We start from the raw sequence: 24,085 nt of genomic DNA, 5'->3' as shown, positions 1-24,085 counted from the left end.
CCTCGTCTTTATTGTTATTAAACTGTTTTTATCTAACGCGGGTTACATTTTTTAACTAAAACAATCACTTATCTTGCTCAACGCCCCTTGAACTGGGTCACATTGTCGGCATGCCCCTGTGCCGGCAATGAAGCCACTGCGCCCAACCGCTCACCGGTCTTGGCGTCAAACAGCAATACCTTGGCCGGGTCGAACTGCAAGGTCAGTGTCTCGCCCACTTGCGGTGCCACGTCCGGCGCCAAACGGCAGCAGACCTTGGTGTCATTGAGCTGCACAAACACCAGGGTGTCCGGGCCGGTAGGCTCGGTCACCTGCACTTCGGCGCGAATGCTCGACGAGCCGTTGCCCTCGCCCGCTGCCAGCACGATCTGCTCCGGGCGCAGGCCTAGGATCACATCGCGGTCTTCCAACCCGGCGTCATTCACGCCCAGCGGCAACTCGCAACGGGCCTGGCCGCTGTCGAGCAGCGCGACCAGACCACCGTTCTGTCGTTTTAGACGCATGGGAACGAAGTTCATCGGTGGTGAACCGATAAAGCTTGCCACAAACAGGTTGGCAGGGTCGTTGTAAATTTCCTTCGGGGTGCCGAATTGCTGAATGATGCCGTCCTTCATCACCGCCACTTTGTCGCCCAGGGTCATCGCTTCGATCTGGTCGTGGGTCACGTAGACGGTGGTGGTTTTCAGACGCTGGTGCATCAGCTTCATTTCGGTACGCATCTCGACCCGTAGCTTGGCGTCGAGGTTGGACAGCGGTTCGTCGAACAGGTAGATCTTCGGCCTACGCGCCAGGGCACGGCCCATGGCCACGCGCTGTTGCTGGCCACCGGACAACTGGCCCGGCTTGCGGTTGAGCAGGTGTTCGATCTGCAGCAACTTGGCCACGCGCGCCACTTCGGCGTCGATGTCGGCTTGCGGCATCTTGCGGATCTTGAGGCCGAACTCGATGTTCTCGCGCACGCTCATGGTCGGGTACAGCGCGTAGGACTGGAACACCATGGCGATGTCACGGTCCTTGGGGCTCATGCCGCTCACGTCTTGATCACCGATCATGATCGCGCCGCCGGTGATGGTCTCAAGGCCGGCGATGCAGTTCATCAGCGTGGATTTACCACAGCCCGACGGGCCGACCAGGATGAGGAACTCGCCTTCCTTGATCGACAGTTCAATGTTCTTCAAGGTGTCGGGCAGGCCGGCGCCATAGGTCTTGTTTACATTGCGAAGTTCAAGCGTAGCCATGATTACCCCTTGACCGCGCCGGCCGTGAGGCCGCGCACGAAATACTTGCCTGCGATCACATAGACCAGCAGGGTCGGCAGCCCGGCGATCATCGCCGCCGCCATATCCACGTTATATTCCTTGGCCCCGGTACTGGTGTTGACCAGGTTGTTCAGCGCCACCGTGATGGGCTGGGAGTCGCCACTGGAGAACACCACACCGAACAGGAAGTCGTTCCAGATCTGGGTGAACTGCCAGATCAGGCAGACCATGATGATCGGCGTCGACATCGGCAGGATGATCCGGCGGAAGATGGTGAAAAAACCCGCTCCGTCCAGGCGTGCTGCCTTGATCAGCGCATCCGGGATGCTCACGTAGTAGTTACGGAAGAATAGCGTGGTGAACGCCAGGCCGTAGACCACGTGGATAAACACCAGGCCGGTGGTGGTGCTGGCCAGGCCCATCTTGCCGAGGGTGAACGACGCGGGCAGCAGCACAGTCTGGAACGGCAGGAAGCAGCCGAACAGCAGCAGGCCGAAGAACAGCTGCGAACCCCGGAAGCGCCAGAACGACAGCACGTAGCCGTTCAAGGCGCCAATGGCGGTAGAGATGAGCACAGCAGGAACGGTGATCTTGATCGAGTTCCAGAAGTAGCCATCCACGGTGGCCCAGGCCTTGACCCAGCCGATACCGCTGACCACGGTGGGCCAGCTCAGCAGGTTACCGGTGCTGATGTCTTCCGGGGTCTTGAAGCTGGTGAGCAGCATCACCACCAACGGCACCAGGTACAGCAGAACCGCCAGGATCAGCACCGCGTAGATCGCGATGCGGCTCAGGCTGATGGCAGGTTTGGCGGCGAGACTAGTCATTGCGCTTGGTCCTCAGCTCGGAATACAGGTACGGCACAATGATCGCGAGGATCGCACCGAGCATCAGGATCGCACTGGCCGAACCCATGCCCATCTGGCCGCGACTGAAGGTGAACGAGTACATGAACATAGCCGGCAGGTCGGACGAGTAGCCCGGGCCGCCTGCGGTCATTGCCGCCACCAGGTCGAAGCTCTTGATCGCAATGTGCGCCAGGATCATCACCGCACTGAAGAACACCGGGCGCAGGCTCGGCAGCACCACGCTCCAGTAGATACGCGGCAGGCTTGCGCCATCGATCTGCGCAGCGCGGATGATCGACTGATCAACACCGCGCAGGCCGGCGAGGAACATCGCCATGATAAAGCCCGAGGCTTGCCACACAGCGGCGATCACCAGGCAGTAGACCACGCGGTCCGGGTCGATCAGCCAGTCGAGACGGAAGCCTTCCCAGCCCCAGTCCCGCAGGAGTTTGTCCAGGCCCATGCCCGGGTTGAGCAGCCATTTCCAGGCGGTACCGGTGACGATCATGGAGAGCGCCATCGGGTACAGGTAAATGGTGCGGATAAAGCCTTCGCGGCGGATTTTCTGGTCGAGGAAAATCGCCAGCAGCACACCGATCACCAGGGTGATGCCGATGAACATGCCGCCGAACACGGCCAGGTTCTTGCTCGCCACCCACCAGCGGTCGTTATCGAACAGCCGCTGATACTGCGCCAGGCCCGCCCATTTGTAGCTGGGCAGGAAGGTCGAGGTGGTGAACGACAGCACGAACGTCCACAGGATGTAGCCATAAAAGCCCACCAGCACGATGAACATGCTCGGCGCCAGCACCAGTTTAGGGAGCCAGCGCTGCAGCACATCGAATGGCGAGGCCTTGCTGAACACAGCAACAGAACTCATGGGAAAATCCAGTACAGGGAAAAAGGACTACAGCCTGCAGGAACCCGCCTTTGTGGCGAGGGAGCTTGCTCCCGCTCGGCTGCGAAGCAGACGCTGTCTTTGGGGGCGCTTCGCACCCCAGCGGGAGCAAGCTCCCTCGCCACAGCAAGCCGGGTTCCTACATAGGGTGTTACTTGGCCGACTTGATCGCCGCGCCAAGCTTCTTGGCCGTGTCGGCCGGGTCGGCTTTCGGGTCGTTGATGAAGTTGGTCACGACATCAAAGAACGCACCTTGCACCGCCAGGGTGGTGGCCATGTTGTGCGCCATGCTTGGCTGCAGGCCGCCAGTCTTGGCGTCGGCCAGGAAGTCCTTGGCGGCGGTCTGGGCGCAGGAATCAAAGCCGTAGGATTCCATCTTGGTCAGCATGTCGTTACGCACAGGGATCGAGCCCTTGTTGATGCTGAACACCTTCTGGAAGTTTTCACCCAACACTACTTTGGCGATGTCCTGCTGACCAGCGGCAGTGCCTTTGTCTTTCTGCTTGAACACCGCCAGGGAGTCGATGTTGTAGGTGAAGGCTTTATCAGTGCCCGGGAACGCTACGCACTCATAATCCTTGCCGGCGACTTTCTTGGCGGCGGTCCACTCGGACTTGGCCCAGTCACCCATGATCTGCATGCCGGCCTTGCCGTTGATGACCTTGCCAGCTTCCAGGTTCCAGTCCTGGCCCTTGCCGTCGACGTCCATGTAGGTCGCGACTTTCTTCAGCTCGGTGAGGGCCTTGACCATTTCCGGGCCGGTCAGTGCGCCGTTATCCAGGTCGACCAGCGCTTTCTTGTAGCCATCAGCGCCCATTACCGAAAGCACCACCGCTTCGAACACGGTGCTGTCCTGCCAAGGCTGACCGCCGTGGGCGAGCGCAATGAAGCCTGCAGCCTTGAGCTTGTCGCCCGCTGCATAGAATTCTTCGAGGGTGGTTGGGTTCTTGGTGATGCCGGCTTTCTTGAAGACTTCCGGGTTGATCCACAGCCAGTTCACGCGGTGGATATTCACCGGCACGGCCACGTAGTCACCGTCGTATTTCACGGTGTCGGAGACTTTCTTGTCGAGCAGCGAATCCCATTTTTCTTCTTTGGCGACGTCTTTGAGCACGTCGGTGTCGAGCAGGCCAGTAGAGGCCCATTCCTGAATATCGGGGCCTTTGATCTGGGCAACGCCTGGCGGGTTGCCAGCGACCGCACGGCTTTTCAGCACGGTCATGGCGGTGGCGCCACCGCCGCCTGCCACTGCACCGTCTTTCCAGGTGAAGCCGTCTTTCTCAACTTGGGCCTTCAGGACATCCACAGCCGCTTTTTCACCGCCGGAGGTCCACCAATGCACCACTTCCACCGTACCTTTGGAGTCGGCGGCAAATGCACTGAGGGGGAACAACGAGGCAATGGAAATAGCGACGGCGAGGCGATTAATCGCGTTCATCTGAGTACCTTTTCTTGTTGTTATGCATGCAAGTCTAGAGCTTGCGCTGCACGGAGTTTAAACATGGATTTTCGGGGCGCAGGTAACAAAGGGACGTACAAATGTCACCACCTGGTGACATAGCATCCGCTGCCCAATGCACTGGCCAGGCTGGGTGCCAAGGGCAGTGCAGGCAGCACGACCGCTTGCCAGGCATGGTACAGGTCAGGTTTGCCGCCCCAGATTTTACTGCTGGGTTGGTTGTGCGGGCTGAGTTCGTGGTGCCAACTGCCCTGGAGCCGGTCGATGAAGTGGGTTTCGCAAAACTCCCAGAAGCGTCGGTACCAGGTTTCGTAATGCAGCTCGCCGCTACGTTTGAGCAGCGCCTGAGCAGCGGCGCTGGCTTCAGCATGGGTCCAGTGCAGGCGCTCGCGTACCACCGGGCGCTGGTTCCAATCCAGAGTGTAGACAAGGCCCGGCGCACCATCCACCGCCCAGGCGTACTCGCAGGCACTGGCGAACAGGCCTTTGGCGTCGCTTACCAGCCAGTCCGGCGTGGTCAGCTTGGCCTTGAGGCGCGCAGCTTCAAGGTGCAGCAGCAACCGCGCCCATTCGAAACCATGGCCGGGGGTGATGCCGTAGGGGCGAAAGCCATCGGCGGGGTTGTCTTGGTTGTAACCGAGCAACGGCTTCCAGTGCGCATCGAAATGTTCGATGACCATGAACTGGTTGCCAGCGGCGTGGGTGTGGATCACCCGTTCGACGATGCGCAGCGCACGGTCCAGCCAACGTGTATCACCACTGACATCGGCCAATGCCAGGAAAGCTTCGGTGGCGTGCATGTTGCTGTTGGCGCCACGATAGGCTTCGACGCCGCTCCAGTCCCGGGCAAAGGATTCAAGCATAACGCCCTCCTCTTCGCTCCAGAAGAACTGGTCGATGATATGGACGGCGTCGTTCATTAATGTGCGCGCACCCGGCGCGCCGGCCACCACGGCAGAGCTGGCGGCGAGGGCCACGAAGGCGTGCAGATAGGCGGCCTTGCCGGTGTTGCCATCAGCCGCCTGGGGCGCGGCGAACCAGCCACCGTGCTCACTGTCACGCAGCGGGCCGCTGAGCGCTGCCACACCGTGCGCCACCAGTTCGGCATAACCCGGCAACCCAATGGCATGGGCCATGGCAAAGCTGTGGGTCATGCGCGCGGTGTTCATGGTTTCGGCGCGAGCATTGGCCGGCAACTGGCCTTTATCGTCGAGGTTGCCGAACCCGTCCGGCAGGCGCGATGCCTTGGCGAACGCCAACAGGCGCTGGCCTTCCGCGGCGAGCCAAGCGTGATGGGCAGGTGCATTCAGCCAACTGCTGGCAGGCAGTGGGTGGGTGGTCATGGGTGGCCCTTATTGTTTTTTTGGGATGACCGGAGTCTAAACAAGGGCACGGCAGGGGCAAGTAACGAAGGGGAAAAGAAATGTCACCGAGTGGTGACAATCAACACCTTAATGTAGGAGCGAGCTTGCTCGCGAAAAGCTCACAAGCGCCGCGTTTATTCCAGGAAACCTGCGTGATCGTTAACGTTTTTTGCGAGCAAGCTCGCTCCTACAGAGGATGATTTTGAGTTCATTGACCCAGTGGGGTGACCGCAGCAGGCGCATTGAGACGCTGATTCAAGTTCTGCACCTGGCTCTGCAAGGTGGTGATATTGCGCGTGGTCTGGATGCGGAACACGTCAAATTCCTTGTTGGTCGGCGCGTCGATATTGGCCGGTTGGTTTTCCTGGGCGCTCTTGAGCACCAGCACGTCCTGCTCGAGGCGGGCGATGGCCGCGCTTGGGTTGCCTTGTTTCTTCAAGGCCGCCACATCGGTGGCCAGGCCCTTGCTCTCGGCCTGTGCTGCCGTGAGGCTGGTGACCGCGTCAGTGAGGGCCTGCACCTGGCCTTGCAGCTTGGTATTGGCCGCTGTCAGCTCGGTGTTGCTGGCGCTCATCTGGGCCAGGCGGCTGTCAAGTTCGGTGGTTTGACCGGCGACGCCCAACTGTTGCTTGCCCTGCTCCTGCAACTGGGCTTCCAGTTGCTTGATCTGCAGCTTCAAGGCTTCGCTGCCGTTGTTCACATTCGCTTCGCTGGCCACGACCTTGCCGGAAATCGCCTGTAGCCGTCCTGCCGCTTCCTCGCTGATGCGGGCAAAGCTTTCCTGGGTGGCAACCAACTGCTGGCCCATCAGGGAAATCTGCTGGAAGCTCCACCAGGCCAGGCCCGCAAAGGCGATCAACAGCGCACCGACCAGTGCCCACAACGGGCCAGTGCTGGCGCTCTTGACCTTGACCACGGGCGTCGTTCGCGAACGCACCGACGTCGCGGGGGTCGGCACGAAATCATCGTCATCCCCAAGGTCGGCCCGCAGGCTGGGAACGTTGTCGAAGTCGTCTTTAGCATCGTTGCGCATGAATCTACCCTGAATCAATGAGATGGCTGGCTGTAAAGCCGAGCGGCAGGAGTATAAACCGCACTCCCGGCGCATGGATCGACTCGGAACCTGGAATGGGGTTCCCGAAGTGTTGCTGCTTATGAGGTTATTGGCGGCCCGGGTCCTGGGCTTTCCACCAACTGCAGAACTCGTCGAGCGCGGCCCACAGGCTGACCTTGGGCTCGTAGTCGAGATAATGCCTGGCGCGACTGATGTCGAGGGTGAAGTTTTTATTCATCACTTGCATGCCCAGACGCGATAACGCCGGTTCCGGCCGCCCCGGCCACATCGCGCAGAATGCCTCGTTCAACGCCGCCACGCTGTAGGACAAACCGTAGGATCGATAGCGGGTCACTTGGGGCAGCTCCATCTGCCGCATCACGTAGTTCACCACATCCCAGATCGGCACCGGTGCGCCGTTGCTGATGTTGTAGGCTTTGCCCAGGGCCGAGCCGGTGGCGAGCAAACTGCTGAGCAGCGCCTCGTTGAGGTTGTGCACGCTGGTGAAGTCGACTTTGTTCAAACCGTCGCCGACGATCGCCAGACGGTTCTTGCGCTGCATTTTCAGCAAGCGCGGGAAGATACTCATATCGCCGGCCCCGGTGACAAAGCGTGGGCGCAGGGCTATCACTTGCAGGCCGAACTCCTGGGCGCCGAACACCTTCTGCTCGGCCAAGTACTTGGTAGCGGCATAGGGATGCTTGAAACGCTTGGGCACTTGCTCTTCGGTGAGCCCAAGGTGATCACGACCGTCAAAATAGATCGACGGCGACGACAGGTGCACCAGGCGCCCCACGCGCTGTTTCAGGCAGGCTTCGACGACGTTTTCGGTGACCAATACGTTGTTCTGGTGGAAGTCCTGGTACTTGCCCCACAGCCCAACGGCGCCGGCGCAATGCACCACGGCTTCGACATCGCGGCACAGGTCGCGCACAAGGTCGGCATCATTCAAATCACCCTGGATGAACTCGGCACCGCGCCGCACCAGGTGTTCCACACCCTCGGCGCGCCGCCCGTTGACCCGCACGTCCAGGCCCTGCTCAAGGGCGAAGCGCGCAAAGCGCCCGCCAATGAAGCCGCTTGCGCCGGTGACCAGAATTTTCATGTCGTACTCCGTGTTCTTTCATTTTTCATCGCTCTTGCCTTGACGCGCGCCATCACTCCAACGGCACCAACCAATGACCACACACATCGGCCAGATGGTCGGTCAACAAGCCCAACAGTTGCCCGCCACTGCGCCAATGATGCCAGTACAGCGGCACATCGATGGGCTTATCTGGCAATAACTCGACCAATACACCGGTTTCCAACTGGTCGCGCACCTGCAATTCAGGCACCAGGCCCCACCCCAGGCCGGCTTCCGTCAGGCGGATAAAACCTTCGGATGACGGGCATAGATGGTGTTCGAAACCACCGTCCACGCCAAGGGACGCCAGGTAGCGGTGCTGCAGGAAATCATCCGGGCCGAACACCAGCGCAGGCGTGCGCGCCAATTGGTCGGCCCGCACGCCTCCAGGAAAATGCCGCGCCAGAAAGGCCGGGCTGGCCAGCGCCCGATAACGCATGGCGCCCAGCAACAGGCTGCGAGCACCGGCCACAGGACGCTCGCTGGCACAAATGCAGGCCGCCACTTCACCGGCGCGCATGCGCTTGAGGCCCACGGTCTGGTCTTCGACCACCAGGTCCAGCAACACGTGCTGTTCGGCGCAGAAGTCGCTGACTGCCTCGGCCCACCAAGTGGCGAGGCTGTCGGCATTCAGGGCAATGCGCAAGCGCTCAGGCATGCCCTCCTCGTCCAGGGCCGGCACCTGGCTTTGCAGGTCACGCTCCAGCAAACGCACCTGCTGCACATGGTTGAGCAGGCGCCGACCGATATCGGTGGGCGTTGGCGGCGAGGCCCGTATCAACACCGGCTGGCCGACGCGCGCCTCCAATAGCTTGATGCGTTGGGAGATGGCTGATTGCGACAGCCCCAACACCTGGGCACCGCGCTCAAAGCCGGCTTGTTCCACCACCGCCGCCAAGGCGGAAAGCAATTTATAGTCGAACATCAGTTTCTCTAATGAGCGATCAGCAATATTGGTTTTTCTTATACAGCCCCGACCCGCACCATAGCCAGCATCGTTTGAGCATCAACAAGGATCTCCCTCTATGTGGCAAAGCTATATGAACGGTTTGCTGGTGGCCCTCGGGTTGATCATGGCAATCGGCAGCCAAAATGCATTCGTACTCGCGCAGAGCCTGCGCCGCGAACATCACTTACCCGTGGCGGCGTTGTGTGTGATCTGCGACGCCCTGCTAGTGGCCGCTGGGGTATTCGGGCTGGCCACCGTGCTGGCGCAGAGCCCGATACTGCTGGCGGTGGCACGCTGGGGCGGTGCAGCGTTCTTGCTCTGGTACGGCGCATGCGCGCTGCGCAGGGCTTGCACCAAGCAGAGCCTGGACCAAAGCGGCACCCTCAAGATGCGCTCATTACGCGCTGTGCTGCTGAGCGCTTTGGCGGTCACCTTGCTCAACCCCCATGTCTACCTGGATACCGTCCTGCTGATCGGCTCCCTGGGCGCGCAACAAACCGAACCCGGTGCCTACGTAGCCGGTGCAGCCAGTGCATCGTTCCTGTGGTTCGCCACCCTGGCGCTGGGTGCGGCATGGTTGGCACCCTGGCTGGCACGCCCGGCCACCTGGCGCCTGCTGGACCTGCTGGTGGCCGCGATGATGTTCTCGGTGGCCTATCAACTGATCAGCGCCTGAGCAATATTCCAAAACGCTCTGGAACCTCTATCCCACACAGTTGTTGCGTGGTTATGCCGCACCCCCGGTGCTATGATCGGCCCCCTGCGCCGCAAAGAGTACAAACTCCCCGGCGCATGTTTGGCCGCCCGTGATCGGCCTTGCGCTCACCGCAACTGACCTGATTAGGAGAATCATCATGGCTTTCGAATTGCCGCCGCTGCCCTACGCACACGATGCCCTGCAGCCGCACATCTCCAAGGAAACCTTGGAATACCACCACGACAAGCACCACAACACCTATGTCGTGAACCTGAACAACCTGGTGCCTGGCACCGAGTTCGAAGGCAAGACCCTGGAAGAGATCGTCAAGTCTTCCTCGGGTGGCATCTTCAACAACGCCGCTCAGGTCTGGAACCACACTTTCTACTGGAACTGCCTGGCGCCGAACGCCGGCGGCCAACCAACCGGCGCACTGGCTGAAGCCATCAACGCTGCGTTCGGTTCGTTCGACAAGTTCAAGGAAGAGTTCACCAAGACTTCGGTCGGCACCTTCGGTTCCGGTTGGGGCTGGCTGGTGAAAAAGGCTGACGGTTCCCTGGCCCTGGCCAGCACCATCGGCGCCGGCAACCCGCTGACCAACGGCGACACCCCGCTGTTGACCTGCGACGTCTGGGAACACGCCTACTACATCGACTACCGCAACGTGCGTCCAAAGTATGTAGAAGCGTTCTGGAACCTGGTCAACTGGAAGTTTGTGGCTGAGCAGTTCGAAGGCAAGACCTTCACTGCCTAAGCGACGCTTGCAGTAAAAAGAGCCCGGCGATTGCCGGGCTTTTTCATGGGCGCCCTGATTGCCATGCCAGAAATCCCGGAACCCAACGGTAACTATTCACCACACAAACGCCAGGAGGAATAAACCTCCTGAATCAATGTGGAGAATGACAATGGATCCTATTTCAACGGCCGCGGGTGCAGTGCCAATGTTATCCGGTCTTCTTGAGAAGGGAATGGACCTGGCGAAAAGCGCACTGGACTTGACGAACAAACTCGTAGACATCGCGGGTGAACAGTCAAAGGTCGGAGGGGAAGAGCAACAGCCAGAGGGTAAGATCAATTTTTGAGAGCGTCGCCAAACAGAAGGCGGATCTGTTCCGCCTTCTTCTCTGCCAGGCATCCAGCCCACGCCAAGCCCTCTGCCCACGTCTCATAAGCGGGTATCCCTCCACGTTTATCCAGCCCCTTCAATTAATCTCAAGCCCGAATGTCCCTTTGACTGCCATCACCAGATTGCCAATACTCATGGCATATTGACGGCCACCCGCATGAGACAAGGAATGCCCCTTTGAAGCTGGAACTCAAGAACAGCTTGTCGGTGAAGTTGCTACGGGTTGTGCTGCTTTCGGCATTGATCGTGGGTGTGGCGCTGAGCGTGGCGCAGATCGTTTTTGATGCCTACAAGACGCGCCAGGCCGTGGCGGGCGATGCCCAGCGCATCCTCGACATGTTTCGCGACCCCTCGACCCAGGCCGTGTACAGCCTGGATCGCGAGATGGGCATGCAGGTGATCGAAGGTCTGTTCCAGGACGACGCTGTGCGCATGGCTTCCATCGGGCACCCCAACGAGACCATGCTGGCGGAAAAAAGCCGTCCTTTACAGCAGTCGCCCAGCCGCTGGTTGACCGACCTGATTCTTGGCCAGGAACGCTCCTTTACTACTGCGTTGGTGGGCAAGGGCCCCTACAGCGAATATTACGGCGACCTGAGCATCACCCTCGACACCGCCACCTATGGCCGAAGTTTTCTGGTCAGCTCGGTCATCATCTTTATCTCGGGCGTATTGCGCGCCCTGGTCATGGGGCTGGTGCTGTACCTGGTGTATCACTGGATGCTCACCAAACCGCTGTCGCGGATGATCGAGCACCTGACCTCGATCAACCCGGACCGCCCCAGCGAGCACAAGATCCCTCAGCTCAAGGGCCACGAACGCAACGAACTGGGGCAGTGGATAAACACCGCCAACCAATTGCTCGAATCCATCGAGCGCAATACCCACCTGCGCCACGAGGCCGAATCGAGCCTGTTGCGCATGGCCCAATACGACTTCCTGACCGGCCTGCCGAACCGCCAGAAGTTGCAGGCGCAACTGGACAAAATCCTCACGGACGCCGGCCGCCGGCAACGCCGTGTCGCGGTGTTGTGCGTGGGGCTGGATGATTTCAAGAGCGTCAACGAGCAATTCACCTACCAGGCCGGCGACAAACTCTTGTTGGCGCTGGCTGATCGCTTGCGCGCCCATAGTGGCCACCTGGGCACGCTCGCCCGCCTGGGCGGCGACCAGTTCGCCCTGGTGCAAGCCGATATCGACCAGCCCTACGAAGCCGCCGAACTGGCGCAAAGCATCCTTGATGACCTGGAAGCAGAGTTCGCCCTTGAGCATGACCTGATCCGCCTGCGCGCCACCATCGGCATCACGCTGTTCCCGGAAGATGGCGACAGCACCGAGAAGTTGCTCCAGAAAGCCGAGCAGACCATGACCCTGGCCAAGAGCCGCTCGCGCAACCGCTATCAGTTTTATATCGCCAGCGTCGACAGCGAAATGCGCCGGCGTCGTGAACTGGAGAAAGACTTGCGAGACGCCTTGGGCCGCGAGCAGTTTCACTTGGTGTACCAACCACAAATCAGCTATCTCGACCATCACGTGGTCGGTGTGGAAGCCCTGCTGCGCTGGCAACACCCGGAACATGGGCTGGTACCGCCGGACTTGTTCATTCCCTTGGCGGAACAGAACGGCACCATCATTCCCATCGGCGAATGGGTGCTGGACCAGGCGTGTCGGCAACTGCGCGAATGGCATGACCAGGGTTTCACCGCGCTGCGCATGGCCGTCAACCTGTCCACCGTGCAACTGCACCACACCGAGTTGCCGCGGGTGGTCAACAACCTGATGCAGATCTATCGCCTGCCGCCCCGCAGCTTGGAGCTGGAAGTGACCGAGACCGGCCTGATGGAAGACATCAGCACCGCAGCCCAGCACCTGCTGAGCCTGCGTCGCTCCGGCGCGCTGATCGCCATTGATGACTTCGGCACCGGCTACTCATCCTTGAGTTACCTCAAGAGCCTGCCCCTGGACAAGATCAAGATCGACAAGAGCTTCGTCCAGGACCTGCAGGACGACGACGATGACGCCACCATCGTGCGCGCCATTATCCAATTGGGCAAAAGCCTGGGCATGCAGGTGATTGCCGAAGGCGTGGAGACTGCCGAACAGGAGGCCTACATCATCTCCGAGGGGTGCCATGAGGGGCAGGGCTATCACTACAGCAAACCGCTGCAGGCCCGGGAGTTGACGGCTTATCTGAAGCAGTCCGAGCGCAATAACGCCGTGAGTCTTTGAATTTACACTTCGATACTCAATATTTCCCGCGTATAAGCCTTTACACAAAATGCAAATCTTTCGCATTATGTCGCAGCGTTTGCGCTCCCCGCGCGCCCTTTCAACAACCGAAGCAGGATGTTCGCCATGATTCGTATGCCCCTGGCCACCGCCAGTCTGCTGGCCATTGCCATTTCTCTCGCCGGTTGCGGCGAAGGTAAAGACAAGGCCGCCGCGCCCCAGGCACCCGCTGCCGCCAGCACTACCGCACCGGCGGCTGCCCCGGCTGGCCAGGTCGACGAAGCGGCCGCCAAGGCCGTGGTCGCGCACTACGCAGACATGGTGTTTGCGGTGTACAGCGATGCCGAATCCACCGCAAAAACCCTGCAGACCGCAATCGATACCTTCCTCGCCAACCCGAACGACGAAACCCTGAAAGCGGCCCGTACCGCCTGGATCGCCGCACGCGTACCCTACCTGCAGAGCGAAGTATTCCGCTTCGGCAACACCATCATCGACGACTGGGAAGGCCAGGTGAACGCCTGGCCCCTGGACGAAGGCCTGATCGACTACGTCGACAAGTCCTACGAGCACGCGCTGGGCAACCCAGGTGCGAACGCCAACATCATCGCCAATAACGAGATCCAGGTCGGCGAAGACAAGGTCGACGTCAAGGAGATCACTCCGGAAAAACTCGCCAGCCTCAATGAACTGGGCGGTTCCGAAGCGAACGTCGCCACCGGCTACCACGCCATCGAATTCCTGCTGTGGGGCCAGGACCTCAACGGCACCGGCCCAGGCGCGGGCAACCGCCCGGCGTCGGACTACATGACCGGTGATGGTGCAACCGGCGGCCACAACGAGCGTCGCCGCACTTACCTGCGAGCTGTCACTCAACTGCTGGTCAGCGACCTGCAGGAAATGGTCGGCAACTGGAAGCCCAACGTCGAAGACAACTACCGCGCCACCCTGGAGTCGGAACCTGCGACCGATGGCCTGCGTAAAATGCTGTTCGGCATGGGCAGCCTGTCTCTGGGCGAACTCGCCGGGGAGCGCATGAAAGTATCCCTGGAAGCCAACTCGCCAGAAGACGAGCAAGACTGCTTCAGCGACAACACCCATTACTCGCACTTCTACGACGCCAAGGGCATCCGTAACGTTTACTTGGGCGAATACACCCGTGTTGACGGTACCAAGCTGACCGGCGCCAGCCTGTCGTCCCTGGTGGCCAAGGCCGACCCGGCAGCCGATGCAGCCCTCAAGGCTGACCTGGCCGCCACCGAAGCGAAGATCCAGGTGATGGTTGACCACGCCAACAACGGCGAGCACTACGACCAGTTGATCGCCGCCGACAATGAAAAGGGCAACCAGATCGTGCGTGACTCGATTGCCGCCCTGGTCAAGCAGACCGGCTCGATCGAAGCCGCTGCTGGCAAGCTGGGCATCAGCGACCTGAACCCGGACAGCGCTGATCACGAGTTCTGATCAAGCGCAGTTGAAAGAGGCGACCTGCGGGTCGCCTTTTTCATGCGCGCAATAACTGCCGCCGTTATACCTGTGGGAGCTGGCTTGCGGGGCGTCAGGTGGATATCCGCCGGCTGGCAGGCCAGCTCCCACAGGGGTTCTCCATCAACCGGCAGCCCTTGGTTTACAAGACCTGCACCGCAGGTAGAATGGCGCCTCTGCCCAATCACCCGAGCGAACTTCATGGCGTTGCCGACCCTGCGCATCATCGGTTTCATCATCGGCATCTTCCTGATCACCCTTGCGGTCGCCATGGTGATCCCGATGGCGACCCTGGTGATCTTCGAACGCACCAGCGACCTGCCCTCGTTCCTGTGGGCCAGCCTGATCACCTTTATCGCCGGCCTGGCGCTGGTCATCCCTGGTCGCCCAGAGCACGTGCACCTGCGCCCCAGGGACATGTACCTGCTGACGGTCAGTAGTTGGGTGGTGGTGTGCATCTTCGCGGCCCTGCCCTTTTTGCTGACCCAGCACATCAGCTACACCGACTCGTTCTTCGAAAGCATGTCCGGCATCACCGCCACAGGCTCCACCGTGTTGAGCGGGCTGGACAGCATGTCGCCGGGCATCTTGATGTGGCGTTCGCTGCTGCACTGGCTCGGCGGTATCGGCTTTATCGGCATGGCGGTGGCGATCCTGCCGCTGCTGCGCATTGGTGGCATGCGCCTGTTCCAGACCGAATCCTCGGACCGCTCGGAAAAGGTCATGCCTCGTTCACACATGGTGGCGCGCCTGATCGTGGCGGCGTATGTGGGCATCACCATCTTCGGCAGCCTGGCCTTCTGGTGGGCCGGAATGGGCGTGTTCGATGCGATCAACCATGCGATGTCGGCGATTTCCACGGGCGGGTTTTCCACCTCGGACGAGTCCCTGGCCCATTGGAAACAACCGGCGGTGCATTGGGTCGCGGTGGTGGTGATGATCCTGGGCAGCTTGCCGTTCGCCCTGTACGTGGCCACTTTACGTGGTAACCGTCGGGCGCTGATCAAGGACCAGCAGGTGCAAGGCTTGCTCGGCCTGTTGCTGGTGACCTGGCTGGTACTCGGCACCTGGTACTGGTGGACCACCAACCTGCATTGGCTCGATGCCTTGCGCCATGTGGCGCTGAACGTGACGTCTGTGGTGACTACCACCGGCTTTGCACTGGGGGATTACAGCTTGTGGGGCAACTTCTCACTGATGCTGTTTTTCTACCTGGGCTTTATCGGCGGCTGCTCGGGCTCCACCGCGGGCGGTATCAAAATCTTCCGTTTCCAGGTGGCCTACATCCTGCTCAAGGCCAACTTGAATCAGTTGATCCATCCGCGCGCGGTGATCAAGCAGAAGTACAACGGCCATCGCCTCGATGAAGAGATTGTGCGGTCGATCCTGACTTTTTCGTTTTTCTTCGCCATCACCATCTGCATGATCGCCCTGGCCCTGTCGCTGCTAGGCGTGGACTGGATGACCGCGTTGACCGGCGCCGCCAGTACCGTTTCCGGCGTGGGCCCCGGCCTGGGCGAAACCATCGGCCCGGCCGGCAACTTCGCCACCCTGCCGGATGCCGCCAAGTGGATCCTGTCCCTGGGCATGTTGTTGGGGCGCCTGGAGATCATCACCGTGTTTGTGTTGTGCATTCCGGCGTTCTGGCGTCACTGACCGACGACGTTTGCTGCAAGCGCGCCCGGTATTCACCGGGCGTGGCATCGAACCAGCGGCGAAACGCGCGGAAAAAGTTGCTCGGGTCGGCAAACCCCAGCAGGTAAGCGATTTCCAGCAAGGTCATGCTGGGTTGTGCCAGGTACTGCTCGGCCAGTTCGCGCCGGGTGTCATCAAGCAAGGCCTGGAAGCTGGTGCCCTCCTCCTGCAGCCGCCGCTGCAAGGTGCGCTGGGACAGGTGCAACGTCTGGGCCACGGCTTCGCGCTTGGGCTCGCCCTGAGGCAACAGGCGGCACAGCACCTGACGCGCCTTGTGGGTCACGCGGCTTTCGGAAAAACGCGCCAGGTATTCACCGGCAAAGCGATCATGCAACAGCGCCATGGCTTCGTTGGCCGTGGGCAGCGGCGCCTCCATGTCCGCCTGCTCGAAAATCAGCGCGTCATAGGGTGCATTGAATTGCAAAGGCGCATGAAAGGCCTGTTGGTAGGGCGCCAGGTCCGCTGGCTGCTCGCCTTGCAGCAGCACTTTGCGGGGCTGCAGGGTGCGCCCGGTGAGCCAGCCGCACAGGGCCAGGGCGCTGGCCAGCGAGGCTTCGGCGCTTTGACGGGTCGGCGGCAGGTGATCGCCATGCACCGTCAGAATCAACGCATAGCCTTCGGGTAACAGTCGAAAACTCAAATCAGCGCTTTCGGCGATGATGCGCTGGTAGCGCACCAATCGCATAAAACCTTCGGCCAGGGTGTTGCTGGACATCAACGCATAACCGGCAACGTGAAACGAGGCCGGGCGCACCACCTTGCCCATGTTCAGGCCAATCGCCGGGTTACCCGACACCTCTACCGCGCGTTGCCACAGGCGGGTCATGGCGTCTTGCGGGAAGCGCGCATCGGGGTCACTGAGGGCGGCGTAGTCCAGGCCCAGTTGCTTGAACAAGGCACGGCAATCCAGGCCATCCATTTCCAGCGCCTTGACGATGCCCATCGCCCAGCTTGCAGAAGTTGTTCGTTCGCTCATGGCGTCTTCTTGTTGAAAGCAGGCTCAAACGGCAGCCAGGAAGCCAAGGATACTAAAGTGGCATCTATTGTCACTGGCTGTTAGCACTGATCACTCTAGACTCAAATAAGCTCCCCGCCGCGCACCCGTTGGCGGCACAGCAACCAGAGGGCCGGTGACCGTGGAAAACATCAAGAAATTCAACAGTTTTGCCGAGTTCTACCCGTACTACCTGAGCGAACATGGCAACAGCACCTGCCGACGCCTGCACTTTATCGGCACCACCCTGGTAATAGGCATTCTCGCGTACGCCATCGGCAGAGGCTCATTGGTTCTGCTGCTGGCGTTGCCCCTGGCAGGCTACAGCTTTGCCTGGATTGGCCACTTCTTCTTCGAAAAGAACCGCCCCGCCACCTTTCAGCACCCGTTCTACAGCTTGCTGGGGGATTTTGTGATGTACCGCGACATGATCCTGGGCAAGGTGCCGTTCTAGGGGTGTGACCTCATGTCACTTGCGCCTGAACCATTAAAAATTGTGCATCTGTGGAGATAAAAGTCTTTTTGTCATTTACGGTGCTGTATCCTGCCAAGGCTTTTTGAGAGCGCGGAATCACCTGCGATTGAAAAAACAGACCTTGCGAGGAGCGACCACGATGCACGAGATACCTAATCTCCCCTTCCCAAGCCTGCACCCAACTGAGCAGCCAACACCGCAGCAGGCCAGCGACAAGCAGCCTGAGGCCAAAGAAGCAAAACCAGTCGAGCGCGAAAGCCGAGACTGACGCCGTACCAGACCGTGTGGAAAGCGCGCCTTTGAGCGCTTTCCACACTGCCTGAATTATCCGAGACCTTCACTATGACCACTTCCCCTTCCGACACGCCGGACGCCGCTGTACTCGACGCTGCCTTGCAGATGGTCGAAGTCTGGAACCGCCTCAGTGCCGACAAGCAAGCAGCACTGCTCAAGCGCTTCGGCACCCAGGAAAACGCCCTGGCGGCCCTGGTGACCACCCAATTGCTGGCCCCCGCCCAAGCTTGATCTGCCTTAGATCTGACGTTTTACATTTTTGCCGCCCTGCCCGGCTTGCGCACCGGTATCATTAGCAGCCTATCTTTACCTGCTGCGACAGTGGATCTCTCCCATGCCAGATACCCAGCGCCCCATGACGGTCACGCTGCAAGTCGTTTCCATCGTGCTGTTTACCTTCATCGGCTACTTGAATATCGGCATCCCCCTGGCCGTACTACCGGGCTATGTCCATAGCCAGTTGGGCTATGGCGCCGTCATCGCCGGGCTGGTGATCAGCGTGCAATACCTGGCAACCCTGCTGAGCCGCCCCTATGCCGGTAAGATCATCGACAATCTGGGCAGCAAGCGCGCCGTGCTGATCGGCTTGGTGGGCTGCGGCTTGAGTGGCGTGTTCATGTTGTTTGCGGCGTGGTTTTCCAGCCTGCCGGCTCTGAGCCTCGGCTGCCTGCTGGTCGGGCGGCTGGTGCTGGGCAGCGCTGAAAGCCTGGTGGGTTCGGGCGCGATTGGCTGGGGCATTGGCCGTGTCGGCGCGGCGAACACGGCCAAGGTTATTTCCTGGAACGGCATTGCCAGCTACGGCGCGCTGGCGGTGGGTGCGCCGTTGGGGGTGCTGCTGGTCAGCCATTTTGGGCTGTGGAGCATGGGCGTCAGCATCATTCTGTTGGCCGTGCTGGGTGTGCTGTTGGCCTGGAAAAAACAAGCGGCGCCGATTGTGCCCGGCGTACGTTTGCCGTTCATGAACGTGCTGGGCCGCGTGCTGCCCCATGGTTGCGCGCTGGCGCTGGGCTCCATCGGCTTTGGCACCATCGCCACCTTTATCACGTTGTATTACAGCACCCAGCACTGGGATAACGCGGTGTGGGCCTTGAGCCTGTTCGGTGCCAGTTTTATCGGCGCACGCTTGCTGTTTGGCAATTTGATCAACCGCATTGGCGGTTTTCGCGTCGCAATCGCCTGCCTGTCAGTGGAAGTACTGGGCCTGCTGTTGCTGTGGCTGGCGCCGGATGCCCAACTGGCGTTGGCGGGTGCGGCGTTGAGCGGTTTCGGCTTTTCCCTGGTGTTCCCGGCGCTGGGGGTAGAGGCGGTCAACCTGGTGCCGGCCTCCAGCCGAGGTTCGGCGGTGGGCGCCTATTCGCTGTTTATCGACTTGTCCCTGGGCATCACCGGGCCGCTGGCGGGCGCCGTGGCGGCAGGTTTTGGCTTTGCCTCAATCTTCCTGTTCGCGGCCCTCGCAGCTTTCGCCGGTTTGCTGCTGAGCTTCTACCTGTACCGCCAGGCGCCTAAGGCCCGCGAAACACGCGACGCCTAGAAGTCGACCTTGCCGCGCCCGGCCTTGATGCTGCCGCGCTTGGTCTTGGACTCCAGGCGGCGTTTCTTCGAACCCAGGGTGGGCTTGGTCGGACGACGCTTTTTCTCGACCTTGGTGGCGCTCTGGATCAACTCCACCAGGCGCTCCAGCGCATCGGCACGGTTCTGCTCCTGGGTGCGATATTGCTGGGCCTTGAGCACCAGCACGCCTTCGCTGGTGATCCGGCTGTCACGCAGCGCCAGCAGGCGCTCCTTGTAAAACTCCGGCAACGACGAGGCCGGAATATCAAACCGCAGGTGCACCGCACTCGACACCTTATTGACGTTCTGCCCACCGGCACCCTGGGCACGAATGGCGGTCAGCTCGATCTCGGCGTCGGGCAGGTGCACATTGTTGGAAATTTCCAGCATCAATCAAAACCTTAGGCAACGGACAAGCCCAACTCGGACAACAATATCGACGCCTGGGCTTTGGAAATCACGGCGCCTTTGAACAGTTTGGCATCATTGAGGCGAAAACCGCTCAAATCTGCACCGCGCAAGTCGGCACCCGCAAAATTAGCGCCGTTGATGCGGGCATGTGCGAGGCTGCAGTCGACCAGTTCAGCCTTGCGAAAGTCCGTATCCGACAAGTCGCTGTCGGAAAAATCCAGATTATTGAGCACACTTCGAGCAAACGACAACCCGGATAAAAAGGCACTGTTGAGCAGGGTTTCGCTGAAGCTCAGCCCCAGTGACGCGCAATGGGTGAAATTGGCGCCCGTCAGCTTGCACTGGGTAAAAGTCGCCTGGGACAGTTTGCTGCGCTGCCAACGAGTGTTGTTCAGATCGCAACTGTGGAATTGCGCCTCGAGCAGGTTGGCCGCTTCGAAAATGGCGAGGCTGGCTCGGCAGTTTTTCCACTGAGTCCCTTCCAGTCGAGAACCGAGAAACGAGGTCTGGACCAGGGTGCAGCGCTCGAACACCCAGTTGTCCAGTGCCATGCGCGACAGGTCGACACCACTTAAATCTACTCCGATCAAGCGCAAAGGGCCGCTGTGCCGGCCGATCAAGTCTTGCAGTTCATCGCGCTGCAAGGCGCTATCGGCGACGTCGGTGTATTGCATCGGGGCCTCCGGGTAGGCGGAAAAAAGAGGGGGCGATTCTAACGTGCCATACCCACAAAAAACCCGGCAGGGCGCCGGGTTTTCTGCAAGGGGAAAAGTCCTACTCCAGAACCGGACCCGTTGCGCCAATCGCTGACCGCGCCGTGCGCTTGTTCTTGATCCAGTAACATACTGCCATGAACGCTACCCACACCGGGATCGCATATACCGACACCTGAATCCCCGGCATCATCAGCATGATCACCAGGATAAACACCACGAACGCCAGGCAGATGTAGTTTCCATACGGATACCACAACGCCTTGAACAGCGGCACCTGGCCGGTGCGGTTCATGTGCTGGCGGAACTTGACGTGGGAGAAACTGATCATCGCCCAGTTGATCACCAACGTGGCCACCACCAGCGACATCAGCAGTTCCAGCGCGTCATGGGGCATCAGGTAGTTCATCAGCACCGCCACCAGGGTGATCGCTGCCGAGGCCAGGATCGAACGCACCGGCACGCCGCGCTTATCGATCTTCGCCAGGGCCCTGGGCGCGTCGCCCTGCTCGGCCATGCCCAAGAGCATGCGGCTGTTGCAGTAGGTACCGCTGTTGTACACCGACAGCGCGGCGGTCAGCACCACGAAGTTGAGGATATGCGCGGCGGTGTTACTGCCCAGCATCGAGAACACCTGCACGAACGGGCTACCGCTGTAGGCATCGCCGGAGGCGTTGAGGGTCGCCAGCAGGCTGTCCCACGGTGTGAGCGACAGCAGTACTACCAGGGCACCGATGTAGAAAATCAGGATGCGGTAGATCACCTGATTGATCGCCTTGGGGATCACGGTACGTGGCTGGTCGGCTTCGGCAGCAGTAAAGCCGAGCATTTCCAGGCCGCCGAAGGAGAACATGATAATCGCCATGGCCATCACCAAGCCGCCGACGCCATGGGGGAAGAAACCACCATGCTCCCACAGGTTGCTGACCGAGGCTTGCGGGCCGCCGCTGCCGCTGACCAGCAGGTAGCTGCCCAGGGCAATCATGCCGACGATCGCCACCACCTTGATGATGGCGAACCAGAACTCGGCTTCACCGAAGACTTTGACGTTGGCCAGGTTGATCACGTTGATCAGCACGAAGAAGGCCGCAGCAGAGACCCAGGTCGGAATCTCCGGCCACCAGTAATGCACGTACTTGCCGACGGCCGTCAGCTCCGACATACCCACCAGAATGTACAGAATCCAGCAGTTCCAGCCCGACAGAAAACCGGCGAAACCGCCCCAGTACTTGTGGGCAAAATGGCTGAAGGAGCCGGCGACGGGCTCCTCGACGATCATTTCGCCAAGCTGGCGCATGATCATGAAGGCGATAAAGCCACAGATGGCATAGCCCAGGATCATCGACGGGCCGGCGGATTTGAGCACCCCGGCCGAGCCCAGGAACAGGCCGGTGCCGATGGCGCCACCGAGGGCGATCAACTGGATATGCCGATTTTTCAGGCCGCGTTTCAGCTCGCCTGAAGAGGAATGGGGTCCACTCATGAAAAGGGTCTCACGCAAGGTTTGAAGAGTTGAATGCAGGTTGCTGCCTTGAATTACCGACTCAAGCAGCGCCGCTCAACCCCCAGCGCAGGCACCAGGAGTACAGCGTCTTTCTAATGGTCATGCGTCACCTGTTTGTTTTTATCTGTGACGAAATCGAACCCGTCCGGCTCGTGGCCAGGCGGAGTGATCAGGGGGATCAAACCCTGAGGTCTTGGCCTTTTGCGTGGGTACGCAAGGGGGGTCACAGTAAAACGCGGCGCATTGTACACCGCTCGACAGCTTCGGCACGCACCGGGAAAGTGCACAGGCAATTCTGTCAGCTAATGCTTACATCGGCGCGCCCCCCAACAACGGCAGGGCAGTTGCGTAAATCTATCGTTACACCACGGAAATCCTGCGTTACAGCCAGACTTTGGCAGCCCTCAACGGAATTCTGTCGGAAGGCAAAATCTGAAGAATCGCTTCAGCCAATTTACTGTTTTGCCTGAATAAAAAAATCCGCCAAAAAACAGAAGAAAAAATGCAAATGAAACCGTGTCAATAAATTTTTTGCATTTCGAAACACTCTCTTCTAGGTTCTTTCCACTTGCCCGCGAAGCCCGTGGGTGAGCCGTTCTCAATCAACGTCCTCTAGGAGATACACCATGCAAGCACTGGAAAACGACCTGGAAACCGAACTGCAACTCGACGATTGGTTTGAAGCGCCGACCCATGAGGCCGCCGTTGAAATGATGCAAGCCGATGCCGTTGTGCCTTTTGGCACCGCGATGTGGCCTTTCTAATAACCGGCAGGCATCCGGCAGGCGCTGTGCACGGCGCCTGCCCCCTTACCCAAGGCACCGAAGGACACCCGTCATGGACAAGGCCCGCGCCGTCGAACACTTTCTCTACTACCTTGCTCACCACCCGGCCCTCAACGGCCTGAACCGCCCCACCGTGTTGCTGGGCCATACCGAGCGCTATGACGCCATCGCCCAGGCGATCACCCACGGCAGCGCCGCCCGCTTCAACTTCCAACTGCAACGCCTGGACCTGGCGCCCAGCGACACCCTGGCAAAGGCCATTCAAACCTGTGATCTGTACCTGTTTCTCTACGATTCCTCCACGCTGCCCAACCCACGCGCCGAAGGCCCTGACTTTATCCGCGCCCTGCAAGGCGTGATGGCCGAGCACTGGAAGAAATCCCTGCTGTTCAAGGATTACGGCGACTATTTTTACGACACCTTCAGCGTCGAGCCCCAACGCATCGCCGACCTCAACGCCACACTGATCCGGCGCATGGCCCAGGCCAACGTGCTGAGCTTTACCGACAAACACGGTTCGCGCCTGGAAGCGCCGATGAGCAGCATCAAGAAGTGGACCAATATCAACGGCGTCGGCAACCACGACCTGGCGCCCGGCGAAATCGCCACCCACAGCGAAGCCATCAACGGCCAGGTGCGGTTTGTCGGCACTTTCCTCAGTACCATCCCCTTTGCACGCAAATACGGCGTGCTGCAATCGCCGTTGGAGTTATGGATCGAGAACTCCACCGTTTGCAGCGTGGCCAGCGAAGTGCCGGGGTTGGCAGATGACTTCAACAAGTACCTGAATGCCAACCCGTCCAACCGTCGCGTGGAGGAGTTGGGGATTGGCACCAATGAAGGGGTCAAGGACTTGTATGCGCGCAATGCCGGGTTTGAAGAGCGTCACTGCGGGTTGCACCTGGGCTTGGGTGGCGGGCAGAAGGGCAGCCATCACCTGGACCTGATCTTCGCCAGCGGGGTGTTGGCGCTGGATGACAAGCCGGTGTTTGATGGCGCCTTTGCCTTTTAAAAGACCGTCAGACGTGTAGAGATCCCTGTGGGAGCCGGGCTTGCCCTAATGCCAGTCAGTTAAGAGCTAGAGCAGACAACCAGTGACTTGTGGCGAGGGAGCTTGCTCCCGCTGGACTGCGTAGCAGTCCCATTTTTGGGGCCGCTTCGCGCCCCAG

The 24,085-nt window shown here is 60.1% G+C and carries 22 protein-coding genes; 10 read left to right on the top strand and 12 right to left on the bottom strand.

Features of this window, described 5'->3' with window-relative positions; translation table 11 throughout:
* Nucleotides 1-77: 77 nt before the first annotated feature.
* The 8 genes from ACP7CZ_RS25595 to ACP7CZ_RS25560 form a co-directional block, all read right to left on the bottom strand.
* A complete protein-coding gene (locus ACP7CZ_RS25595; RefSeq protein ID WP_054918234.1) occupies nucleotides 78-1,238 on the bottom strand; it encodes an ABC transporter ATP-binding protein in 1,161 nt (386 codons plus the stop codon).
* A 2-nt stretch (nucleotides 1,239-1,240) separates the two neighbouring features.
* Nucleotides 1,241-2,086 carry a carbohydrate ABC transporter permease gene (locus ACP7CZ_RS25590; RefSeq protein WP_003193763.1) on the bottom strand — a complete coding sequence of 282 codons (846 nt, stop codon included), beginning with the start codon at nucleotides 2,084-2,086 and terminating at the stop codon, nucleotides 1,241-1,243.
* Entirely contained in the window at nucleotides 2,079-2,987 is a 909-nt protein-coding gene (locus ACP7CZ_RS25585) for a carbohydrate ABC transporter permease (RefSeq protein ID WP_003193765.1), read from the bottom strand. Before ACP7CZ_RS25585 ends, ACP7CZ_RS25590 begins: the two co-directional genes overlap by 8 nt.
* Nucleotides 2,988-3,156: 169 nt before the next feature.
* Nucleotides 3,157-4,443, bottom strand: coding sequence for an ABC transporter substrate-binding protein (locus ACP7CZ_RS25580; RefSeq protein ID WP_003193767.1), 1,287 nt, complete (start codon nucleotides 4,441-4,443; stop codon nucleotides 3,157-3,159).
* A gap of 104 nt (nucleotides 4,444-4,547) precedes the next feature.
* Nucleotides 4,548-5,807, bottom strand: a complete 1,260-nt coding sequence (locus ACP7CZ_RS25575; RefSeq protein ID WP_294204633.1) for an AGE family epimerase/isomerase — start codon at nucleotides 5,805-5,807, stop codon at nucleotides 4,548-4,550.
* A 229-nt stretch (nucleotides 5,808-6,036) separates the two neighbouring features.
* Nucleotides 6,037-6,861 carry a hypothetical protein gene (locus ACP7CZ_RS25570; RefSeq protein WP_054896699.1) on the bottom strand — a complete coding sequence of 275 codons (825 nt, stop codon included), beginning with the start codon at nucleotides 6,859-6,861 and terminating at the stop codon, nucleotides 6,037-6,039.
* Nucleotides 6,862-6,988: 127 nt separating this feature from the next.
* Nucleotides 6,989-7,987, bottom strand: a complete 999-nt coding sequence (locus ACP7CZ_RS25565) for an NAD-dependent epimerase/dehydratase family protein (RefSeq protein ID WP_034128528.1) — start codon at nucleotides 7,985-7,987, stop codon at nucleotides 6,989-6,991.
* A gap of 52 nt (nucleotides 7,988-8,039) precedes the next feature.
* Nucleotides 8,040-8,933 carry a LysR family transcriptional regulator ArgP gene (locus ACP7CZ_RS25560; RefSeq protein WP_054896698.1) on the bottom strand — a complete coding sequence of 298 codons (894 nt, stop codon included), beginning with the start codon at nucleotides 8,931-8,933 and terminating at the stop codon, nucleotides 8,040-8,042.
* 100 nt (nucleotides 8,934-9,033) lie between these two features.
* Here ACP7CZ_RS25560 and ACP7CZ_RS25555 point away from each other — a divergent pair, with 100 nt between their 5' ends.
* The 5 genes from ACP7CZ_RS25555 (at nucleotide 9,034) to ACP7CZ_RS25535 (ending at nucleotide 16,150) form a co-directional block, all read left to right on the top strand.
* On the top strand, nucleotides 9,034-9,633 hold the full coding sequence (locus ACP7CZ_RS25555) for a LysE/ArgO family amino acid transporter (protein ID WP_252949982.1): 600 nt from the start codon (nucleotides 9,034-9,036) through the stop codon (nucleotides 9,631-9,633).
* A 178-nt stretch (nucleotides 9,634-9,811) separates the two neighbouring features.
* A complete protein-coding gene (locus tag ACP7CZ_RS25550) occupies nucleotides 9,812-10,408 on the top strand; it encodes a superoxide dismutase (protein ID WP_003175739.1) in 597 nt (198 codons plus the stop codon).
* Nucleotides 10,409-10,957: 549 nt separating this feature from the next.
* On the top strand, nucleotides 10,958-13,009 hold the full coding sequence (locus ACP7CZ_RS25545; RefSeq protein ID WP_054896697.1) for a putative bifunctional diguanylate cyclase/phosphodiesterase: 2,052 nt from the start codon (nucleotides 10,958-10,960) through the stop codon (nucleotides 13,007-13,009).
* A gap of 126 nt (nucleotides 13,010-13,135) precedes the next feature.
* Nucleotides 13,136-14,473, top strand: a complete 1,338-nt coding sequence (locus ACP7CZ_RS25540; protein ID WP_034128533.1) for an imelysin family protein — start codon at nucleotides 13,136-13,138, stop codon at nucleotides 14,471-14,473.
* Between the two features lie 222 nt (nucleotides 14,474-14,695).
* Nucleotides 14,696-16,150 (top strand): TrkH family potassium uptake protein, encoded by a 1,455-nt coding sequence (locus ACP7CZ_RS25535; RefSeq protein WP_003193780.1) that lies wholly within the window; start codon nucleotides 14,696-14,698, stop codon nucleotides 16,148-16,150.
* Here ACP7CZ_RS25535 and ACP7CZ_RS25530 read toward each other — a convergent pair.
* Nucleotides 16,107-17,165, bottom strand: a complete 1,059-nt coding sequence (locus tag ACP7CZ_RS25530) for an AraC family transcriptional regulator (RefSeq protein WP_054896696.1) — start codon at nucleotides 17,163-17,165, stop codon at nucleotides 16,107-16,109. The two genes, ACP7CZ_RS25535 and ACP7CZ_RS25530, sit on opposite strands and share 44 nt — an antisense overlap.
* A 160-nt stretch (nucleotides 17,166-17,325) precedes the next feature.
* Between ACP7CZ_RS25530 and ACP7CZ_RS25525 the strand changes: the two genes are divergently transcribed.
* From ACP7CZ_RS25525 to ACP7CZ_RS25515, 3 genes are all read left to right on the top strand, one after another.
* Entirely contained in the window at nucleotides 17,326-17,637 is a 312-nt protein-coding gene (locus tag ACP7CZ_RS25525; protein WP_034128574.1) for a DUF962 domain-containing protein, read from the top strand.
* Between the two features lie 363 nt (nucleotides 17,638-18,000).
* On the top strand, nucleotides 18,001-18,183 hold the full coding sequence (locus ACP7CZ_RS25520) for a hypothetical protein (protein ID WP_054918213.1): 183 nt from the start codon (nucleotides 18,001-18,003) through the stop codon (nucleotides 18,181-18,183).
* Nucleotides 18,184-18,286: 103 nt separating this feature from the next.
* On the top strand, nucleotides 18,287-19,483 hold the full coding sequence (locus ACP7CZ_RS25515) for an MFS transporter (RefSeq protein ID WP_054896694.1): 1,197 nt from the start codon (nucleotides 18,287-18,289) through the stop codon (nucleotides 19,481-19,483).
* Here the strand turns inward: ACP7CZ_RS25515 and arfB are convergent.
* The 3 genes from arfB to ACP7CZ_RS25500 all read right to left on the bottom strand — a co-directional run bounded on the left by arfB (nucleotide 19,480) and on the right by ACP7CZ_RS25500 (nucleotide 22,110).
* Complete coding sequence (gene arfB / locus ACP7CZ_RS25510; RefSeq protein WP_034128536.1) at nucleotides 19,480-19,893, bottom strand: alternative ribosome rescue aminoacyl-tRNA hydrolase ArfB; 414 nt, start codon at nucleotides 19,891-19,893, stop codon at nucleotides 19,480-19,482. The genes ACP7CZ_RS25515 and arfB overlap by 4 nt on opposite strands.
* Nucleotides 19,894-19,904: 11 nt before the next feature.
* Nucleotides 19,905-20,588, bottom strand: a complete 684-nt coding sequence (locus ACP7CZ_RS25505) for a pentapeptide repeat-containing protein (protein ID WP_054896693.1) — start codon at nucleotides 20,586-20,588, stop codon at nucleotides 19,905-19,907.
* 100 nt (nucleotides 20,589-20,688) lie between these two features.
* Entirely contained in the window at nucleotides 20,689-22,110 is a 1,422-nt protein-coding gene (locus ACP7CZ_RS25500; protein ID WP_057975120.1) for an amino acid permease, read from the bottom strand.
* A gap of 647 nt (nucleotides 22,111-22,757) precedes the next feature.
* On the opposite strand from ACP7CZ_RS25500, the gene ACP7CZ_RS25495 reads away from it, so the two are divergent.
* Complete coding sequence (locus tag ACP7CZ_RS25495) at nucleotides 22,758-22,895, top strand: hypothetical protein (protein ID WP_003175756.1); 138 nt, start codon at nucleotides 22,758-22,760, stop codon at nucleotides 22,893-22,895.
* A gap of 73 nt (nucleotides 22,896-22,968) precedes the next feature.
* Nucleotides 22,969-23,928 (top strand): hypothetical protein, encoded by a 960-nt coding sequence (locus ACP7CZ_RS25490; protein WP_054896691.1) that lies wholly within the window; start codon nucleotides 22,969-22,971, stop codon nucleotides 23,926-23,928.
* Nucleotides 23,929-24,085 lie beyond the last annotated feature (157 nt).

It is taken from the genome of Pseudomonas sp. DWP2-2 (genome assembly GCF_049897065.1).
GTDB classification, from domain to species: domain Bacteria; phylum Pseudomonadota; class Gammaproteobacteria; order Pseudomonadales; family Pseudomonadaceae; genus Aquipseudomonas; species Aquipseudomonas paracarnis.
This window is presented reverse-complemented; position numbering and strand designations above follow the sequence as displayed.

Excerpts from the sequence above, each read along its gene's own strand:
- ACP7CZ_RS25595 (WP_054918234.1), bottom strand. The coding sequence starts at position 1,238 with ATGGCTACGCTTGAACTTCGCAATGTAAACAAGACCTATGGCGCCGGC.
- ACP7CZ_RS25590 (WP_003193763.1), bottom strand. The coding sequence starts at position 2,086 with ATGACTAGTCTCGCCGCCAAACCTGCCATCAGCCTGAGCCGCATCGCG.
- ACP7CZ_RS25585 (WP_003193765.1), bottom strand. The coding sequence starts at position 2,987 with ATGAGTTCTGTTGCTGTGTTCAGCAAGGCCTCGCCATTCGATGTGCTG.
- ACP7CZ_RS25580 (WP_003193767.1), bottom strand. The coding sequence starts at position 4,443 with ATGAACGCGATTAATCGCCTCGCCGTCGCTATTTCCATTGCCTCGTTG.
- ACP7CZ_RS25575 (WP_294204633.1), bottom strand. The coding sequence starts at position 5,807 with ATGACCACCCACCCACTGCCTGCCAGCAGTTGGCTGAATGCACCTGCC.
- ACP7CZ_RS25570 (WP_054896699.1), bottom strand. The coding sequence starts at position 6,861 with ATGCGCAACGATGCTAAAGACGACTTCGACAACGTTCCCAGCCTGCGG.
- ACP7CZ_RS25565 (WP_034128528.1), bottom strand. The coding sequence starts at position 7,987 with ATGAAAATTCTGGTCACCGGCGCAAGCGGCTTCATTGGCGGGCGCTTT.
- ACP7CZ_RS25560 (WP_054896698.1), bottom strand. The coding sequence starts at position 8,933 with ATGTTCGACTATAAATTGCTTTCCGCCTTGGCGGCGGTGGTGGAACAA.
- ACP7CZ_RS25555 (WP_252949982.1), top strand. The coding sequence starts at position 9,034 with ATGTGGCAAAGCTATATGAACGGTTTGCTGGTGGCCCTCGGGTTGATC.
- ACP7CZ_RS25550 (WP_003175739.1), top strand. The coding sequence starts at position 9,812 with ATGGCTTTCGAATTGCCGCCGCTGCCCTACGCACACGATGCCCTGCAG.
- ACP7CZ_RS25540 (WP_034128533.1), top strand. The coding sequence starts at position 13,136 with ATGATTCGTATGCCCCTGGCCACCGCCAGTCTGCTGGCCATTGCCATT.
- ACP7CZ_RS25535 (WP_003193780.1), top strand. The coding sequence starts at position 14,696 with ATGGCGTTGCCGACCCTGCGCATCATCGGTTTCATCATCGGCATCTTC.
- ACP7CZ_RS25530 (WP_054896696.1), bottom strand. The coding sequence starts at position 17,165 with ATGAGCGAACGAACAACTTCTGCAAGCTGGGCGATGGGCATCGTCAAG.
- ACP7CZ_RS25520 (WP_054918213.1), top strand. The coding sequence starts at position 18,001 with ATGACCACTTCCCCTTCCGACACGCCGGACGCCGCTGTACTCGACGCT.
- ACP7CZ_RS25515 (WP_054896694.1), top strand. The coding sequence starts at position 18,287 with ATGCCAGATACCCAGCGCCCCATGACGGTCACGCTGCAAGTCGTTTCC.
- arfB (WP_034128536.1), bottom strand. The coding sequence starts at position 19,893 with ATGCTGGAAATTTCCAACAATGTGCACCTGCCCGACGCCGAGATCGAG.
- ACP7CZ_RS25505 (WP_054896693.1), bottom strand. The coding sequence starts at position 20,588 with ATGCAATACACCGACGTCGCCGATAGCGCCTTGCAGCGCGATGAACTG.
- ACP7CZ_RS25500 (WP_057975120.1), bottom strand. The coding sequence starts at position 22,110 with ATGAGTGGACCCCATTCCTCTTCAGGCGAGCTGAAACGCGGCCTGAAA.
- ACP7CZ_RS25495 (WP_003175756.1), top strand. The coding sequence starts at position 22,758 with ATGCAAGCACTGGAAAACGACCTGGAAACCGAACTGCAACTCGACGAT.
- ACP7CZ_RS25490 (WP_054896691.1), top strand. The coding sequence starts at position 22,969 with ATGGACAAGGCCCGCGCCGTCGAACACTTTCTCTACTACCTTGCTCAC.